Raw genomic sequence first — 18,226 nt, forward strand, 5'->3', positions numbered from 1 at the left:
AGTGGACAAGTTACTTGAACAAATAAAAAAAGGCACCGTGTGGGCATTTCCTGGCGGCATACACCCACCACAACAAAAATCACTCTCTAATAGTGCGAGTATCACTCGCCTACCTTTGCCCGACAAACTCATTGTTGCGCTTAAGCAGCACATAGGCGCAAACGGTAAGTTACTGGTAGAAAAAGGCCAACACGTCTTAAAAGGCCAACCACTAACAGAGCCTGCTGCTAACTGGTCGGTACCTGTGCATGCGCCAAGCTCTGGTGTGGTTACTGATATTGCACCTATGCCATCAGCACATCCATCGGCCCTGCCAGAACTAAGTGTTATTATTGAACCAGACGGCAAAGACGAATGGGTAGCTCTAAATAAAAATAAAAATCCTGCTGAGCTTAGCCATGATGAGCTTATAAATATTATTCACCAAGCCGGTATTAGCGGTATGGGTGGTGCTGGTTTTCCTACTTATGTAAAAGCAGATACCAAGCAACCTATCGAATTTTTGATTGTAAATGCTGTTGAGTGCGAACCTTATATTACTGCCGATGACGTTTTAATGCGCGAACACGCTAAAGAAGTTATCCAAGGCATTGAAATAATGCAGCAACTTTTAAACCCAACGCTGTGCATTGTGGGTATAGAAGATAACAAGCCTGAAGCTATTGCAGCAATGAAGCAAGCAGCTGAGCATAACTCAAAAATTATTATTCAAACGGTGCCAACTATTTATCCATCTGGCGGTGAAAAGCAATTAATTAAATTACTTACTAACCGTGAAGTTCCTAGCATTGGTATTCCAGCCGATATTGGTATTTTAGTGCATAACACGGGTACTTTGTTTGCCGTACAACAAGCCGTTTATGAAGGTAAACCGCTGATTGAGCGTATAGTTACGGTAACAGGTAACACTATTCATAAACCTGGAAATGTATGGGCACTACTTGGTACTGAAATAAAGCATTTACTAGATTGCCAAGGGTTCTCGCCTGTACCGCAGCAAAGTGTTGTGATGGGCGGCCCAATGATGGGCTTTACACTACCCACAGTACGTATTGGCATAGTTAAAACAACCAACTGTATTTTAGCGCCTGATCATAAAGAGCTAGCGGAGCCCGGCCCTGAAAAAGCCTGTATACGTTGTAGTGCCTGTGCTGATGCTTGCCCTGCTTCTTTATTGCCACAACAATTGCAGTGGTTTGCTAAATCAAAAGAGTACGACAAACTACAAGAGCACAATTTATTTGATTGTATTGAATGTGGTGCTTGTGCCTATGTGTGCCCAAGTGAAATCCCTCTTGTACAGTACTACCGTATAGCCAAAGTTGAAATTAAAGAACAACAAGCTGACAAAATTAAAGCCGACAGAGCAAAAGAGCGTTTTGATGCCCGAAAAGAACGTTTAGAGCGTGAGCAAGAAGAACGCCAAAACCGTCATAAACGTAAACCTGCGGCTAAATCTGCTGACGAAAAGCAAAAAGTAGCTGAGGCACTAGCCCGTGTTAAAAATAAATCAGATAACGGCGATGAAAAATCAGCTGTTGCTGCCGCTATTGCACGCGCTAAAGCTAAAAAGCAACAAGGCGAAGAACTAGAGCCAGATAACAGCGAAGTAGCAAAAGAACGCGCACTACGTAAAGAACAAGCGCGTAAATATAAAGAGCAAAAATCTCAAACAGATGAATCGGCCGAGACTGCACCCGTTGATGATAAAAAATCAGCAGTCGCTGCAGCCATTGCTCGCGCTAAAGCTAAAAAAGCAGCACAAGCATTAGATAACGCTGAACAAGCAACAAATGAAGAGCCACAAAGCGCGGCACCCGTTGATGATAAAAAAGCAGCGGTAGCTGCAGCCATTGCTCGTGCAGAAGCTAAAAAAGCGGCTAAAGCATTAGATAACGCTGAACAAACAACAAGTGAAGAGCCACAAAGTGATGCCCCTGTTGATGACAAAAAGGCAGCAGTAGCGGCGGCCATAGCTCGTGCAAAAGCTAAAAAAGCGGCTAAAGCATTAGAAGAAGCTGAGCAAACCCTGAGTGAAGCGCCACAAAGCGATACGCCTGCTGATGATAAAAAAGCAGCTGTAGCGGCGGCCATAGCTCGTGCAAAAGCTAAAAAAGCGGCTAAAGCATTAGAAGAAGCTGAGCAAACCATGAGTGAAGCGCCACAAAACGCGGCACCCGTTGATGATAAAAAAGCAGCGGTAGCTGCGGCCATAGCTCGTGCTAAAGCTAAAAAAGCAGCTAAAGCATTAGAAGAAGCCGAGCAAGCCACAAGTGAAGAGCCACAAAGCGATACGCCCGTTGATGATAAAAAAGCAGCGGTAGCTGCGGCCATAGCTCGTGCAAAAGCTAAAAAAGCGGCTAAAGCACTAGAAGATACCGAACAAACTCAGCCCCAAGAGCTACAAGTTGATAGCGCAGCACCTAAGAGTGCAGAAAGTAACACCGATGACTCATCAGTTCTTATTAACGCAGATAAACCTAAATCAGCCGACGATAAGAAAAAAGCCGCCGTGGCTGCTGCAATTGCGAGAGCAAAAGCTAAAAAGTTACAAAAAGAAGGAAATAATCAGTCATGAAATTAACCATGGCCAGTTCGCCGCATAATCACAGCCATAAATCGTTAACGCGATTAATGCTTAGCGTTATTGCTGCGTGTATTCCTGGGCTAATTGCTCAAGTTTTCTTTTTTGGTACAGGTGTGCTTATTCAACTGGTACTAGCGCTTGTTGCTGTGAGCCTATTTGAAGCTGCAATAATGCTAATACGAAAGCGCCCTGTTTGGCCTGCATTAAGTGATGGCAGTGCGTGGCTTACTGCCGTGTTATTGGCATTGAGTATCCCTCCACTTGCCCCTTGGTGGATAATCGTGATTGGCTGTTTATTTTCTATTGTTATAGTTAAACAGCTTTATGGCGGGCTTGGGTTTAACTTATTCAATCCAGCAATGGCGGCTTATGTACTGCTGTTAGTTTCGTTTCCGGTGCAAATGACCGCATGGTTGCCTGTTACTGATTTAATAAATACACCTATAGGCTTTGCTGATCAGCTAAGGCTAATATTCACCGATTTTACGGCCTCTGGGTTTAGTCTAGATCAAGTACGTGCAGGGATTGATGGCCTAACAATGGCAACGCCGCTGGATACTGTTAAAACAGACATAGCCCACGGTTTAACCGTTACCGAAAGCATGCAAAAGCCAATATTTAACGAATGGGCTGGCCTTGGTTGGGCATGGGTTAATTTAGGCTATTTATTGGGTGGTTTATACTTATTAAAAGCAAAAATAATTAACTGGCATATTCCTGTCAGTTTTATCGTAACTTTAGCTGTATGTAGTGCTATTGGTTATGTCGCATCACCTGGTACAGAGCCGGGCACCCTATTTCACTTATTAAGTGGTGCCACTATGATGGGGGCCTTTTTTATAGCGACCGATCCGGTATCTGCAGCAACAACTAACAAAGGGCGCTTAATATATGGCGCGCTAATTGGCTTACTAATTTATTTAATTCGTACCTTTGGTGGTTTTCCTGATGCCATCGCATTTAGCGTATTATTGATTAATATTGCAGTGCCGCTAATAGACTACTACACACAGCCACGTACTTATGGCCATGGAGCAGTAAAATGATCATTTCGTCAATGGCTAAAAATGGTGCTATTTTAACTGCGTTTGCATTAGCAACAACAGGCTTAGTTGCCTCGATCAATGCACTTACTGCCGATAAAATTGCAGAGCAAGAACAACTGCAACTTACTGCGCAACTACAAGAAGTGCTCGACCCAAAATCATACGACAATCAATTATCACAAGATTGCGTAGTTATTACTGACGAAAAACTAGGCCCATACGCAAATCAAGTAATTTACCGTGCTCGTAAAAACAATAAACCAGTCGCTGTTGTTATTAGGCATGTTACGCCAAACGGCTACAGTGGCGATATTAACTTATTAACAGCGGTATTAAGCGATGGCACTATTGCTGGCGTTCGTACAACTAAACACGAAGAAACCCCTGGTTTAGGCGACAAAGTAGAAGTTAAAAAATCACTTTGGATCACAACATTTAAAAGCTTAACGGTTGAAGGCGAAGAAGACGCTCGCTGGGCTGTTAAAAAAGATGGCGGCCAGTTTGATCAATTTACAGGCGCGACCATAACGCCACGTGCTGTTGTGGGCTCTGTTAAAAATGCCGTATTGTTCGCACAAACTAATTTTGATGATATTTTTGCAGCACCTAATGCCGAATGTATGGAGGTAGCTAAATGAGTGAGTTAAAAACATTATACAAAGAAGGTGTATGGGTAAATAACCCTGCCCTTGTACAGCTTTTAGGTTTATGCCCGTTACTTGCCGTTACCTCAACTGTAACAAATGCCTTAGGTTTAGGCTTAGCAACTTTACTCGTACTAATAGGCTCAAATGTTACCGTATCGATTGTGCGTAACTGGGTGCCAAAAGATATTCGTATACCTGTATTTGTAATGATCATCGCGGGCTTTGTAACAATAGTTCAATTACTTATGAACGCTTATACCTTTGGTTTATATCAATCATTGGGAATTTTTATCCCGTTGATTGTAACTAACTGCGCCATTATTGGCCGCGCCGAAGCATACGCCTCTAAAAATCCTGTTCATTTATCAGCATTTGACGGCTTAATGATGGGCTTAGGCTTTATGGCTGTATTGTTAGTGTTAGGAGCTATGCGTGAACTCATTGGCCAAGGTACGCTGTTTGACGGAGCCGATTTATTACTTGGCCCATGGGCACAGAGCATGCGCATAGAAGTATTTAATTTTGATAATCAATTTTTACTGGCAATTTTACCACCGGGTGCCTTTTTAGGTCTTGGACTACTTATTGCTGCTAAAAACGTAATTGACGCACAAATAAAATCAAAGCAAATTGCACCGCCAGAGGCTGAAAAAGGCCCTCGAGCACGTGTTACTAGCTTAACTTAAGGGGAAAACGTATTAGAGCAACAATTAGCACTAATACGTTTTAAGTTGCATGAATAAAGAAAAACGTCACCAAATACTGTCGCGCCTACGCGACGATAACCCGCACCCAGTTACAGAGCTTGAATATTCAAGCCCATTTGAGTTACTAGTAGCAGTAACTCTTTCAGCACAAGCAACTGATGTAGGCGTTAATAAAGCCACTCGAAAGTTGTTCCCTGTTGCTAATACACCACAAGCCATTTTAGACTTAGGTCACGATACACTGCGTGATTATATAAAAACCATCGGCTTATTTAACTCTAAAGCTGCCAACGTGTTCAAAATGTGCCAAATTTTGGTGGATGAACATAACAGCATCGTGCCAGAAAATCGTGAAGCCCTAGAAGCCCTTCCAGGCGTTGGCCGTAAAACCGCTAATGTTGTACTCAATACAGCCTTCGGCTGGCCTGTAATAGCCGTAGATACACATATATTTCGTGTATCTAATCGTACAAAGCTTGCCATGGGTAAAGACGTAGTTGCTGTAGAACAAAAGCTTGAAAAGGTTGTACCAAAAGAATTTAAAGTAGACGTTCACCATTGGCTAATACTACACGGGCGCTACACCTGCGTAGCGCGTAAACCAAAGTGTGGCAGCTGTATTATTGAAGACTTATGTGAGTTTAAAGATAAAACAGAGTAACTACAGGCTGCCTTGAGCGATAACCAGTCATTCAGAAGGCGTTAGCTTAGTCATAATAAGAGATACTTTCCTCATTTTTACAAGTTTATATGAGTTACAGAAAGCATAATATATATAACTGGCAATCACTTACACTATTTGCTATTAATGTAAGCTCACAAAATAAGGACGTTTTCACGCTAAAATAGGGAAAGTGTCCTCTGATAAAGCTGTTAAATTGCAAAAGGAGTTCGGGTGATATTCTCCCCAAAAGGATTTAATGATTTAGCTGTGAAATATGCTCACCTGAAAAAATCATTTATTATTTCAACTGTTGTTCTTATTGTTCTCTTCTTTATATTGGGCAATATGAGTCAGCAAACTCCATACCTATCATTTGCCGCTATGTTAGCTGCAATATTAGGGGCGGAGGCATTCTTCATTGCCGGCTTCCTGCAATACTTCAGAAAGCTCGACTCAAGTACCTCAATAAATTCGTTTTGGTATTCTGTAACTCTAGCTAAAGAGTGGCTGGAGGTTGTTATGTTTATTGTTTTACTTTTAATGCCCCTTGCAATGGCTGTTATGTTAGCTTACGGTGTGTAAATGCAACTTAACACATATGAGCCTTAACTCTGTCAATAGGCATTAGTGTTCTTTTTGACCGTTTTTATCAATTGACGGTCAATTCTAAATCAATAAACAAATTCGTTTACTTCGTCTGTCTATGCGGCTGTTAAGCAAGTTGCTTACGGCAAACACATATAGAGGCTCTCTTATTGCGATCTCATCGCAGCCAGGTTTTCCCATATCCTTTTGGGGTTGCTGGGGCACTAGACATTCATCGGTTAACCTAATCATGGCACTATTCAAGGCAGCTGGCTTCATCATTGTGATCCAGTTAGTTTCAGGCTCAAGTCAGGTGTAAGCGACTTTGTTTATTGTATTAATGCACGCGTACTGAGCGTCTAATCAAGACAAGTAGCTTAGGTCTGTAGGCATATAATCAGGTTAAACTTTGTTGGTTATTAACTCACCCAATTGATTGATGCTCAGCCTTACATCCAGTTAGATGTTCAGCTCACTCAGTACCGTGACTAACTCTTTAAAAATTTTGCTTCATCGAATACCGTCTCTTTTTTAAGCATATAATAAACACAGCGACCAAGCTTATGCGCAAGCGCTGACAGTGCTTTGGCTTTGCTCATGCGTTTTTGTAGTTTTTCAAGGTATTTATTGGCGTTGTGATTGTGACGCAGCAGTAATACGGCAGCTTCCGAGAAAGCCCATTTGAGATGTGCATTGCCAATTTTATTACCTTGGGTGCCATAGGTTTTGCCGGCAGACTCTGCTTTGCATTTGACTAACCGACTATATGAAGCGAGCTTTTGTACACTTGAAAAGCGATTGATGTCACCAATTCCGTAAATAATAGTGAGTGCTAGAATGCGGCCTATACCATTAATTGTTTGCAAGATATTAAGGTGCACAGGATTATGCTGCTTAGCCATTTGTTCAATGTAATGCTCTAAAGGCTTAAGCTCCTTATGATAGCAATCGAGTATAGCCATGTTTAAATTAATAGAGCGCTGTACAACGGGGTCAGGAAAGTAATAGCGCATCTTTTCTTTGTTGCAGACGTTCTTTAAATTGACATTATGCGCAGGTAAATTGTACTGACTGGCTGTATTGGCAACATGGGCTTTTAAATCAGCACCATGACGAACAATTTTGGTTCTACGGCATAATAAGTCGCGCGTAGCACGCATATCTTTGTCATAGACATAAGCAAGTGGAAAGTTACCACCACGAATAAGTTTGGCAATTTTATGTGAATCAATTTTATCGTTTTTAGCTTTACCGCCATGAATCGCTTTCATATACAAAGCATGTCCAAGGATAAAGTCGATAGTGTGTTCTTTGCAAAAGTCAGCGACCCAATACCAACAGTGCATGCATTCTACGCCAACCATAATGTCACCGACATACGGTTTAAGTAGTTTTAGAAGTGCGTCAGGGTCATCTTTAATTTTCTTGTGAACAAGGATAAGTCCTGTATTATCAATGATACAGACGTAAAGTAAACGCGTGTAAATCGATTCCACAATAATATGGATGCATGTTATTGTAAAAGTTCATTGAGCTTTCTCCTGTAAGGTCGGTTGCCTTTTCAGCGTAGCGAATAATCGCGATGCTGGGGAGGAGGCTCAATGAGTATCAAGCTAATAAATAAGGACAAAAAACAGTTGGCTGTTTTCGTTCCTCAACATTTTAGCCAACAATTTTTTGCCCATTCTTAGGGCGTTATGTTTACAAATTAAGAAAGGAGTCTTTCCGATGTTTCCTCAATGTAGAAGTTGTTCTAAGAAAATATCACTTAGTTGGTTTTTAACAGCCTTTAAATGGACTAAATACCGTTGTGTAAATTGTGGCTCAATACATGAGTTCACTACAAGGCGTGGTTATATCGCAGGAATTGTAGGTGCATCAACTGCTTTCTTTTATCCAATCAAGGAAAGTTCTATCTTTTATAGCCCTTTGTTGTTTGTTTTAGTGGTGTTTGCTGCCCTTGTGCTTAGTAGTTTAATTCCTGGGCAACACGAATTAGTTGTAACTGAGGAATCGCTGGATCAGTGAACATAACAAGTGACTATGGTTACTACTGTCCGCTCTTGGCACTAAGCCGAACTTCGGCAAAGAGCGATAACCGACCATTCAGGTGAGTCGTCATTAACTTAGTAAGAATAAGTGAAAACCTCCCTCTTTTTCACATAGTAAAATAACCTTTCCTAAGCTTAATATTTATAGATGGCAATAACTTACACTATTTGCTATTAATAGAAACTCATACAATAAGGACGTTTTCGCGCTAAAAAAGGGAAAGTGTCCTCTGATAGAGTTGTTAGGTTGCATATGAGCACTGAGATTGAACCAATGTATGTTGATTGTGGCGAACATAGTAAGCGAGTTGCAGCCGTCGTCTGTTGCCATTTGTTGAAACCAGAAGGTGTACCTGTAGGCTTTATTGAAAACTCTAGCGAACCTAATGACCTTCAAGCGTGGTGTTCCAAATGTGAAGCCTTGTTTGATGAAGAAGATGGTATGACTGAGAAGTTTCGAGCCTTTAATAAAATGTCAGTTGTGTGTGTCAATTGTTATGAAACATCAGCTGATTATCACAGCGTCGAGGCTCAATAGTGTTTATTGTAGACCAGCAACCTAACAAGCCAAGTCAGCGGGAATTTTACTCGCTGAAAAACGCTCTTGAAATCCCCTGCTTGGGGCGTTACCACCGTCCGCTCATGGCACTCGACAACATAAAATGCTGATAATAATTGGTAAAGTATTTTACTGTGTCGGATGGCGCTTCGCTTATTCGACCTACAATGGCACAAAACTGCCCATCAAATAAGTATGATTTTTATACTTTAGTGGTATAAAACTTAAAGGGAAGTATATTGTCGTTGATAATGATCAAAATCTTTATGCTTACGATGCAAACAGAAAACACATGAATTTCATTGCGCCTCTTATTTGTAGTAGCCAATGAAATAGAATAATTATTAGAACATTATCAAAGTATTAATTTCACAAGTTACACTCCTTTGGTTATGCTAGTGAGCATTATAAAATTATATTGCGAAACCCTCTATGCTACCTCTACTTCGTATCTTGATAATTGAACAAGACCCAACCACCTTACAAGGGCTTTCAACGAATCTGTCAAAGACTATTCCTAACTTTGAGCGAGACGATATTCATATCGATATTATTGAATGCCTCGAGCTTAAACACGCGCTGGAATGTGTAGAGGAAGATGGTGATATTCAAGCCGTAGTTCTAAGCTGGGATATGCACAACAAAGTGGGTGAGCGGATGTATAGCCGCTTTATTGAAGAGTTAAAGGCAATTCGTCTTGAGTTACCGGTTTATGTTATTGGCGACGACACTAAAGGGCTGGAAATCGTAAACGAATCAGAAGAAATCGAATCATTCTTTTTTAAAGATGAAGTAATTTCTGACCCAGAAGCTATTTTAGGTTATATGATCAACGATTTTGACGACCGCTCTGAAACGCCATTTTGGACGGCGTATCGTCGTTACGTTGGTGAAGCAAACGACTCTTGGCATACACCGGGTCATAGTGGGGGTTCTAGCTTTCGAAACTCACCTTACATCAAAGATTTTTATCAGTTTTACGGCCGCAATGTATTTGTTGGCGACCTGTCGGTTTCGGTAGACTCGCTAGGTTCATTATCAGACAGCACCAATACCATTGGTCGCGCTCAAGAATCAGCCGCGGCGACGTTTGAAGTTAAACACACCTACTTTGTTACAAATGGTTCATCTACCTCAAATAAAATCATATTGCAGACACTGCTGCGCAAGGGAGATAAAGTAATTGTCGACCGTAATTGCCATAAATCAGTACACTATGGCATCTTGCAATCAGCCAGCTACCCCATTTATTTGGCGAGTATCTTAAATCCAAAATATGGCATTTTTGCACCACCATCGTTGGCCGACATCAAGTTAGCAATTGAAAACAATACTGATGCTAAATTACTAGTGCTTACCGGTTGTACTTACGATGGCTTACTTAGCGACCTAAAACAAGTCGTGGATTATGCTCATCAATATGGTATCAAGGTGTTTATAGATGAAGCCTGGTTTGCATACTCTTTGTTTCATCCTAGCTTTCGTCATTATTCTGCGATACATGCAGGGGCTGACTACATTACGCATTCGGCGCATAAAGTAGTATCGGCGTTTTCTCAAGCGTCTTATATTCATATTAACGACCCCGATTTTGATGCCGATTTCTTTCGAGAGATTTATAGTATCTACGCTAGTACATCGCCTAAATATCAGCTTATTGCATCGCTTGACGTGTGCCAAAAGCAATTAGAGATGGAAGGCTATAAGCTGCTCAATGCGCTGCTAAATCATGTTGAGGAGTTTAAACAACAGATGGCCTCGCTTAAGCAAATTAAAGTATTAGCTAAGCAAGACTTTATGGAAATATTCCCGCATTTTAGTGGTGATAATATGGGCCACGACCCATTAAAGATCCTTATTGATATTAGTGAGCTACCTTACTCATTAAAAGATATTCATAAATATCTACTGGATGAAATTGGGCTAGAGATAGAAAAATACACACACAGCACCATTTTGGTTTTACTGACGCTTGGCGGCACGCGCTCAAAAATAATTCGTTTGTACAATGCATTGAAAAAGCTAGACAGCGGTAAAGTAAAACTATCGAAATCGACGCGTAGAGCTCGCTTACCTGAAAATTTACCAGCCATTGACTTGGCGTGTATTCCAAGCGATGCTTTTTATGGCGACCGCGAATCTGTGCCTATTAGTAAAAGTAACAACCGCATTTGTGCAGGTTTAGTTACTCCATACCCACCGGGCATTCCGCTTTTAGTCCCAGGCCAGCATATTACTGATGATCATGTTGAATATTTGCAAGAGTTGGCAAGCCAAGGACTGACTATTCAAGGCAGTTTCGATGGTGAAATTTATGTTCTTAAGGGTAAGGTTAAAAAATAAAGGTATTGGTTTAATACTATCTCAATAATAATTGCTGGTGGCAGTGTCGCAGTAACAGTATTGAGAAGTAAAATACAAAGTGGAATATATCATTTTTGTAAATGTTAACTAATTATATTTAAAAAAAAGCAAGCCAGGTGGCTTGCTTTTAGCGTCTTTAAATACACACACTTATAGACTCGATTTAACTATAGCTTTTAAAATCTATAGCTTGCGCCAAATGTAATACGGCGGTCTGTAATACCTTGGAAACAAAGTAAAGCACCTTCGTTCACACAAGACTGGCTAACTTCTGACTCAGTTAAGTTAACGGCTTCAATACCGATATTTAGCTGATCGTTCACATCATAACTTATGCTGGCATTAAGCTGCCCTCTGTCTTCTTGTACAACAGGGAAACCCCATGGGAAGCTTGAAGTGCTACCAAAGTCAGTTGAACGGTACCCTTCGCGCCACGTGTAACGCGCTCGAGCAGATAGACCGTATTTCTCATAGTAGAATGTGATGTTATATGCGTTTTCTGACAAATCAATGAGTGATTGCTTAGCACTTATGTCTGCATCCGGGTTACCGGTTGTTAATGCAAAAACAGCATTTGCACGACTCGTTGCGGTGTCAAATGATTCACCACCAGAAAATTCTTGATAAGTATAGTTAGCAACCACACCAAAACCTGATGCCCAGCCTAGCTCTTTTTCAAAATTTGATAAGTCGTATTGAGCTGCAAGCTCGATGCCTTGCTGTGTTGTTTCACCAGAATCATTAATAGTAGTTTGTGTTGGTACACATAACCCTACACCAGCATCTGGGCCAAATACGTTTATGTCAGCAATTGGGTTAAATATGCCGCCGCCTTCACATTCTGGACCATTTGTATCGCGAAAGCCTGTGCTTGGGTCTTCAAATGGGTCAACTTGCTGTGTAACGTGCAAATCGCTACGTGTTTTATGAAAGTACCCCACACTTAATAAAGCAGCGGGTGCAAAATACCAATCAGTGGATATATCGAAAGAGGTTACTTCTTCTGGCTCTAAGCCTGAGTTACCTATTGAAACTGCACTATTAGGGCTGGTGCCAAACGTAACAGACGTAGATAGGTCATCAAAATCTGGGCGTCTGATATCTTTTGACCAACCTAGACGAACAATCACATCTTCACTTACATTCGCGGCTAAATTAAATCGCGGTAAAAAGAAATCGTAATCACCTTTTGACGTTACTTGAGTCACCAGTTCGTTGCCACTTCCATCTTGAGTAACAGAGTTACCTAGCGATGTAACTTCAGTCTCTAAATAACGTAGGCCAAAGTTACCGCGAAACATGCCATACTCAAAATTAGCTTGTGCATATAAGGCATGTGTTTCTTCTTCAATATCAAAAAACGCATTTACTTGAGACGTTGGTGAACTTATTGGACCACGATCAGAACCCGTTATTGCATTATTAGCTTCAATCGCTTGGTTAAGTGCTGCTAATACAGCTTGTGGATCAGAGGATGCAAGCTCTGGGTTTATAAGTAAGAAATCACGAATATAAAGTGCTCGCCCATCACCATCGTTAAAGTTATCTGGGCCCGCTGTTAATAATTGTGCAAATAAATCACCCGTTGGACTATCAGCCATATTTCTTAAACCAACGTTAGAGCGAACTTGATCCGACATACTGCTCGTTTTGCTGTAGCGGTAACCAAAATCGACTGACGTTATTACATCATCTAAGTAATATGTAAAATCTGTACGAAACGCATCTTCTGTATTTTCTGACTCGTCTTGCCCTTGGTTTACATCACGTAGAACAACATTTGCAGGGTCGAGTAATTGAGCCATTGTTGGCGCGTTTGCCTCCCCCGTTGCAATACCAAATGTAAGTGCATCACCTGTAAGATCATACTCAAAAGGAGTACCGTTTTCATTTGACGAATTAGTAGCGACATTTGGATTTATAAAATTAAGCGTTGTATTAAAGCTTGGTGTAGTTGAATCAGAACGAGAGGTTGAGGCTTCAACACTTGCAAATAATCTATCGCCTTGCCATTCGCCCCCTATTCTAAATATTTTGCTCTTTGTAATGCGTGAATTAGTATCGCTAGAAAAACGTAAGTTAGGATCGCCACCACCGTCTTCAACTGGAATAACGCCTCTTACGGCCGCTTGTATGCTGCCTAGGTTTTGTCCGTCAAGTGAACCAAAATTAACTGTTTCAAATTCACTCGGTATTGATACATTTCTAAGATCACTTAGGCCAGATGCTTGTACTCTTGAGCTTTCTTGGCGGCGCTCTTGATCATTAACAACTGCATCAAAAAAGAATTTCATATTATCGTTTGGTGCATATTCAAATGTACCTGCGAAGTTTTTTGTCTCGTATTCGTAATTATCGTAATCTTGAATTAAAAATTGTACTGGTAGAAAATCAAACGATTGTGCACTTGCAGCACCACTATCAGCGGCTACCGAATTATCTCTATCAGCACGAGGACGAAATGCGGTTACGTCTTGCTCACTGTAACTACCACTAAATACAACACCAAACTTACCGCCCGAATCAAGCTCCCAGTTATCACCCCAAGCACCCGATACCCTAGGAGTAACACCATCTGTTGATAAGCTACTATCTTCACCTTGAACTCTAATTGAGCCTAGAGTTTCATTTAACTGTAACGGGCGAATTGTTTTAAGGTTTATTGTTGCGCCCACAGAGCCTTCGATTGTTTTTGCTTCAGGTGATTTAATTACTTCTACACCGGAGATGATTGCAGCTGATACATCTTCAAAACTAATGCCACTTCGTCCAGACCCTGAGCCAACTGTTGATACGCCGTTCACTTCTGTACGATTAGCATTGGTACCACGAATTTGAACGCCCGTACCTACCCCTGCTTCACGGGTAATTTGAATCCCCGTTACATTTTCAAGTACTTCTGCGAGGTTTTGATCTGGTAGCTTACCAATATCGACTGCCTCAATAATCTCAACAAGGCTATCTGCTGAACGCTTTTGTGCAAGCGCATTTGTAAGCGATTGTCGAATGCCTGAAACTTCGATAACCTCAAGATCGTCTGCAGCTTTTTTTGGAGCTTCTTGCGCCTGTGTAGACAAAGACATACCAAGTGCGGTTGCCGATATAACTGCCAGTGTAATTTTAGATAACTTGTGACTCATAGTTTTTTTCCTGTGTGTGTGAAATGCTATGTTTAACCAGCTACTTTATTGTTTTTATTAAAAGCCCTTAATTATTACAGATTCTTAACTTTATATTTACACTCAACTATAAAAAGGTCAACCTTTTGGTAATAAATTTAGATCAAATATTATGCAATATGTTATTACCAAAATAGAAAAACTTAACTAACCTATAATTTAAAATCATAAAGTATATTTTAAGTTCATGTTATTTATTGATTTTAAATTTAATTAGAAATTGAGCTGTCAATTACAAGGGTTAAAAGAGTTAGTGTTTTAAAAATGAAATAATTTAGGAAGGAGAAACCGATGATGTTGGGCGTGCTGAATAAATGGCATTATTGGTTAACCAATTTAGTTTTGAGTCAAGAAGCGTTATTAGAGAGCGAGCTGTGTTGAGTGCTATTTATTAGCGCTATTGAAAATATAAAATTGAAGAATTTAGGGATCAAAAAAGGCGGTAAAACCGCCTTTTTAATGAGATTTAATGTTTAACCATTATTACAGCTTGTAGCTTAAGCCTAAGAATAAGCGTGGGCCGTAGTCATTCACTTCACCTAAGTTTCCTTCAACAAAGAAATCTTGTGATTTAGGTGCGCTGAACAAGTTAATTGCTTCTGCTTTAACTCTAAAGTGCTCATCGATTTTGTATGATGCGCGCATTTCCCATACGCCTACGCCATCAACATAACGAAGTCGAGTACCATTTGTAGTATATGGTTGGAAATACTCACTACGATATTTGTAAATAACAGCAGTATCAAATCCACCAATTTGGTAGTACAGCTGGCTACTAAATACATGCTTTGAAAAACCAGGTACTGAAGCCGACTCAATAATACCGTCAGTTAACTGTGTAGTATTACCATCTACGTCAGTCTCAAACGTATCGCCGTATAAGCTATCTTGGAACTCAAAGTCAGTGTCTGCATAGTTGTAACCAAATTTCATACCGATGCCATTATCCCAGCGGTAAGAAAATGAAGCTTCAAGGCCTAGTATTTCACTGTCCTCGTCTGACGTAACAGAGTTGGTAATTGGTAATGAAACAGTTTCACCGGCAACAGTAAAATCTTCAATTACTGTTTGTTGTTGAAAACCACCGTTGAACTGTTTGTAGTATAAGCTTAACGCTAAGATTGAATCTTCGTTAGGGTACCATTCAAACGCAGCATCATAATTCCACGACATAAGCGGTTGAGTGTCTGGGTTACCAGAACCATTTACACCGACTAATAAATCGCTGATTGAAGTTGCTGTACCATCTTTATCTTCTTCGAACGTACGGCTGTATCCTAAATCAGATGGATCTGCACGCGACATACCACGGTATATACCTGCACGGAATAAAATATCTTCGCTGTAATCAATAACTAGGTTAAAGCTTGGTAAATACTTAGTGTAATCGCCACCGCTTTTTATTTTATCCAGTGAACCGTTATCAGATTCAACCAGAGACAGTACACCGGTATCACTTGTTACAACATCAAAGCTATTTCTAAAACCAATCGAAGTTACTTCTGTGTCTACAATACGAAGACCAAAGTTACCGCGAATGAATTTGCCAAACATTTCAGTATCGTAGTTAGCCATTAAGTACACTGATGTTGTTTTTTCTGTTACATCAATTGTACCCGTATTTTCATATTCAACTTCTGGGTAAGCAAACACACCATCAACGTTAGAACCCGCTACAGCTTGTGAGAAACATACGTTGTCGTAAGTAGCCCATGATGAACCTGTGCCGCTAGCTACAACGTTACCGTCGCTATCAACATTTGTTACGATATCGCCATCAGATACACTCGATAAAAAGCCTGATTCAGGGAAATCGATTTGACAACCTTGTAATACGTCAAGCGCTTCAGTACCAGAGTCTAGTGTAAACTCGTTTCTTGAACCGTTACCTTGGCCACCACCATACTGTAGGAAGGTCATTTCAGATGTTCTAATACCACCTTGAACACTGGTAAAAACATTGCCATCTAGCGCATAGTCAAAATCTAGTCGCGCTGAGATAACTTCGTTTTCACGAACATTTTCACGATCAAGTCGTGTTCTTAGGCTATCTGTAAAGTTTGAAATATCTGTTACGTCAAAGTCTGTTAATGTGAAATGAGGAATTTCATCGCCCATATCCCAAGAAAAGAAAGTTTGGCTTGAGGTTCTACCACGGTTAGATATTTGAAGTTCTTCGCGTTCTGTTTTTGAGTACGCTAAATCTAAATCAACAGTTAATCTATCGGTAACTGTATGTTCTATATTTATGCCATAACCTTGATAGTTTTCTTCACGAGAGAATTGCTCACCCGCTGATTCAATGCGCTCTTCACCTTCCCAATGTAAAATACCACCTACATCGTTAGTGACAAGTGTTGGACCGGTTACACCTGGTGTAGCACGTTTTTGTAAAAAAATTAAATCGTGGCGTGCTTCTTGTTGTGTTCTATCTGAAATTTGCGCATCAAAGTTAACATCCCAATCCGCTGACGGTTGGTATTGCAGTGCAAAAAACACTGCATCACGTTCATCTGATGTTTCATTTTGACGAAAACTGCGACTACTGCCAGTCCAAGCATACGGAGTACCATCGCTTTCGGCTTTACCCGTTTCAGGATCAATTTTGGTTTGGTAGCCTTGGTTTTTTAATTTGTCGCCACTAACTTGGTCTTCACAGTCGCCTGCGCTGCTACGATAAAAACCTTCATTGGTATTAGTTGGATCGTTTAAACACGCCCATAATGAAGAACCTGATGGGCTAGAGCTTCTGTATTCAGCTTCTGGTTGGCTGATATCTTGGCGCTGTACACCAAAAGACACACCAACGGCTTGGCCGTTATCAAATTCAAACTGATCAACATAACTAAACGTGCCACGGTAACCCGCGTCACTTTGCAGCGAGTTATCTACATTACCTTCGTCTGGGTTATAGTTTAATTTAACCTCAGCTGATACACGTTGTTTGCCAAAATCAAGTGGAGTTATAGTTTCAAGTGCAATAACACCTGCAACACCACCTTCAATCATTGAGGCATCTTGCGTTTTATATATCGCTACTTTTTTTACAAGTTCAGAAGGAAACTGCGAAAAGTTAACTGAGCGGTCACCACTACCATTAGTCGCTTCACGACCATTAATGTGTGTTGCACTTAAAAATGGACCAAGACCACGGATAGTGATTTCTGTAGCACCACCGTTTTCACGATGAGATGCAGCACCTGTAATTGATTCTAGTGCTTCACCGATAGACAGTGCTGGTAAATCACCAATATCTTCAGATGACAGGCCATCAACTACCGTTGTTGCTTCACGTTTAATTGCTATTTGGTCTTGAATCGTTCTACGTGTACCTGTAACACTAATTATTTCAACGTCTTCTTCAACTTCTGTCGCTTTTCCCTGATCTTCCTGTGCGCTTGCTGTAAATACGCAAGAACTTGCCATACCTGCGATGACCGCTGTTCTTACCCATTTTGCAACTGGGCGCATTGCAAACTGCCCTGTTGTAGAATTATTGTTATCTCGTGACTTCAACGACATTTGAATTCTCCGCTGGTTGTTGTTGTGTGATTTTAGTGTGTTAGCTTGTTATGCTGATGTATATTTTATGTGACCTTTGACATTAATATACTTAAACCCAGCACGATGATCAACCAATTTGACGTTTTAATATTACCATAAGGTATACCAATTTTAACTTAACGGCATTACCAGTAGGTCAGGCAGGTTTTTTACTAGAATATATATAGATCTAAACTAGTCGATAAATGGGTAATGTAGGTTGAGAAAAGTGTGGTGATTATTAATAAATAATAAAAAAGCCCCAAATTTGGGGCTTTTAAAAGTTAACTGATT

General features: G+C 40.6%; 11 protein-coding genes and 1 pseudogene. 9 read left to right on the plus strand and 3 right to left on the minus strand.

Annotated elements, in window-relative coordinates:
* The first annotated feature begins 1 nt into the window (after nt 1).
* From rsxC to I6E69_RS13280, 6 genes are all read left to right on the plus strand, one after another.
* Nucleotides 2–2,578 (plus strand): electron transport complex subunit RsxC, encoded by a 2,577-nt coding sequence (gene rsxC / locus I6E69_RS13255; RefSeq protein ID WP_197121417.1) that lies wholly within the window; start codon nt 2–4, stop codon nt 2,576–2,578.
* Nucleotides 2,575–3,633 (plus strand): electron transport complex subunit RsxD, encoded by a 1,059-nt coding sequence (gene rsxD, locus I6E69_RS13260; protein WP_197121418.1) that lies wholly within the window; start codon nt 2,575–2,577, stop codon nt 3,631–3,633. Before rsxC ends, rsxD begins: the two co-directional genes overlap by 4 nt.
* Nucleotides 3,630–4,271 carry an electron transport complex subunit RsxG gene (gene rsxG, locus I6E69_RS13265; RefSeq protein WP_149602385.1) on the plus strand — a complete coding sequence of 214 codons (642 nt, stop codon included), beginning with the start codon at nt 3,630–3,632 and terminating at the stop codon, nt 4,269–4,271. The genes rsxD and rsxG overlap by 4 nt, the downstream gene beginning before the upstream one ends.
* Complete coding sequence (locus I6E69_RS13270; protein WP_182721258.1) at nt 4,268–4,966, plus strand: electron transport complex subunit E; 699 nt, start codon at nt 4,268–4,270, stop codon at nt 4,964–4,966. The genes rsxG and I6E69_RS13270 overlap by 4 nt, the downstream gene beginning before the upstream one ends.
* A 49-nt stretch (nt 4,967–5,015) precedes the next feature.
* Nucleotides 5,016–5,648, plus strand: coding sequence for an endonuclease III (nth, locus tag I6E69_RS13275; protein WP_182682109.1), 633 nt, complete (start codon nt 5,016–5,018; stop codon nt 5,646–5,648).
* A gap of 234 nt (nt 5,649–5,882) precedes the next feature.
* On the plus strand, nt 5,883–6,233 hold the full coding sequence (locus I6E69_RS13280; RefSeq protein WP_197121419.1) for a hypothetical protein: 351 nt from the start codon (nt 5,883–5,885) through the stop codon (nt 6,231–6,233).
* 491 nt (nt 6,234–6,724) lie between these two features.
* On the opposite strand, the pseudogene I6E69_RS13285 reads toward I6E69_RS13280, so the two are convergent.
* Nucleotides 6,725–7,766, minus strand: a pseudogene (locus I6E69_RS13285) (IS110 family transposase).
* Nucleotides 7,767–7,964: 198 nt separating this feature from the next.
* Between I6E69_RS13285 and I6E69_RS13290 the strand changes: the two are divergent.
* The 3 genes from I6E69_RS13290 (at nt 7,965) to I6E69_RS13300 (ending at nt 11,189) form a co-directional block, all read left to right on the plus strand.
* Nucleotides 7,965–8,264, plus strand: a complete 300-nt coding sequence (locus tag I6E69_RS13290) for a hypothetical protein (RefSeq protein ID WP_039489619.1) — start codon at nt 7,965–7,967, stop codon at nt 8,262–8,264.
* A gap of 276 nt (nt 8,265–8,540) precedes the next feature.
* Nucleotides 8,541–8,825, plus strand: coding sequence for a hypothetical protein (locus tag I6E69_RS13295; RefSeq protein WP_197121420.1), 285 nt, complete (start codon nt 8,541–8,543; stop codon nt 8,823–8,825).
* Between the two features lie 453 nt (nt 8,826–9,278).
* Nucleotides 9,279–11,189, plus strand: coding sequence for an aminotransferase class V-fold PLP-dependent enzyme (locus I6E69_RS13300; RefSeq protein ID WP_197121421.1), 1,911 nt, complete (start codon nt 9,279–9,281; stop codon nt 11,187–11,189).
* A 197-nt stretch (nt 11,190–11,386) separates the two neighbouring features.
* Here I6E69_RS13300 and I6E69_RS13305 read toward each other — a convergent pair whose 3' ends face one another.
* Together I6E69_RS13305 and I6E69_RS13310 are read right to left on the minus strand one after the other, a co-directional pair.
* Nucleotides 11,387–14,350, minus strand: coding sequence for a TonB-dependent receptor (locus I6E69_RS13305; protein ID WP_002962280.1), 2,964 nt, complete (start codon nt 14,348–14,350; stop codon nt 11,387–11,389).
* A 522-nt stretch (nt 14,351–14,872) separates the two neighbouring features.
* A complete protein-coding gene (locus tag I6E69_RS13310) occupies nt 14,873–17,911 on the minus strand; it encodes a TonB-dependent receptor (RefSeq protein ID WP_197121422.1) in 3,039 nt (1,012 codons plus the stop codon).
* Nucleotides 17,912–18,226: the final 315 nt, after the last annotated feature.

The sequence above is a fragment of the Pseudoalteromonas sp. NZS100 genome (assembly GCF_015864815.1).
GTDB lineage: Bacteria > Pseudomonadota > Gammaproteobacteria > Enterobacterales > Alteromonadaceae > Pseudoalteromonas > Pseudoalteromonas distincta.

Excerpts from the sequence above, each read along its gene's own strand:
- rsxD (WP_197121418.1), top strand. The coding sequence starts at position 2,575 with ATGAAATTAACCATGGCCAGTTCGCCGCATAATCACAGCCATAAATCG.
- rsxG (WP_149602385.1), top strand. The coding sequence starts at position 3,630 with ATGATCATTTCGTCAATGGCTAAAAATGGTGCTATTTTAACTGCGTTT.
- I6E69_RS13270 (WP_182721258.1), top strand. The coding sequence starts at position 4,268 with ATGAGTGAGTTAAAAACATTATACAAAGAAGGTGTATGGGTAAATAAC.
- nth (WP_182682109.1), top strand. The coding sequence starts at position 5,016 with ATGAATAAAGAAAAACGTCACCAAATACTGTCGCGCCTACGCGACGAT.
- I6E69_RS13290 (WP_039489619.1), top strand. The coding sequence starts at position 7,965 with ATGTTTCCTCAATGTAGAAGTTGTTCTAAGAAAATATCACTTAGTTGG.
- I6E69_RS13295 (WP_197121420.1), top strand. The coding sequence starts at position 8,541 with ATGAGCACTGAGATTGAACCAATGTATGTTGATTGTGGCGAACATAGT.
- I6E69_RS13300 (WP_197121421.1), top strand. The coding sequence starts at position 9,279 with ATGCTACCTCTACTTCGTATCTTGATAATTGAACAAGACCCAACCACC.
- I6E69_RS13305 (WP_002962280.1), bottom strand. The coding sequence starts at position 14,350 with ATGAGTCACAAGTTATCTAAAATTACACTGGCAGTTATATCGGCAACC.
- I6E69_RS13310 (WP_197121422.1), bottom strand. The coding sequence starts at position 17,911 with ATGTCGTTGAAGTCACGAGATAACAATAATTCTACAACAGGGCAGTTT.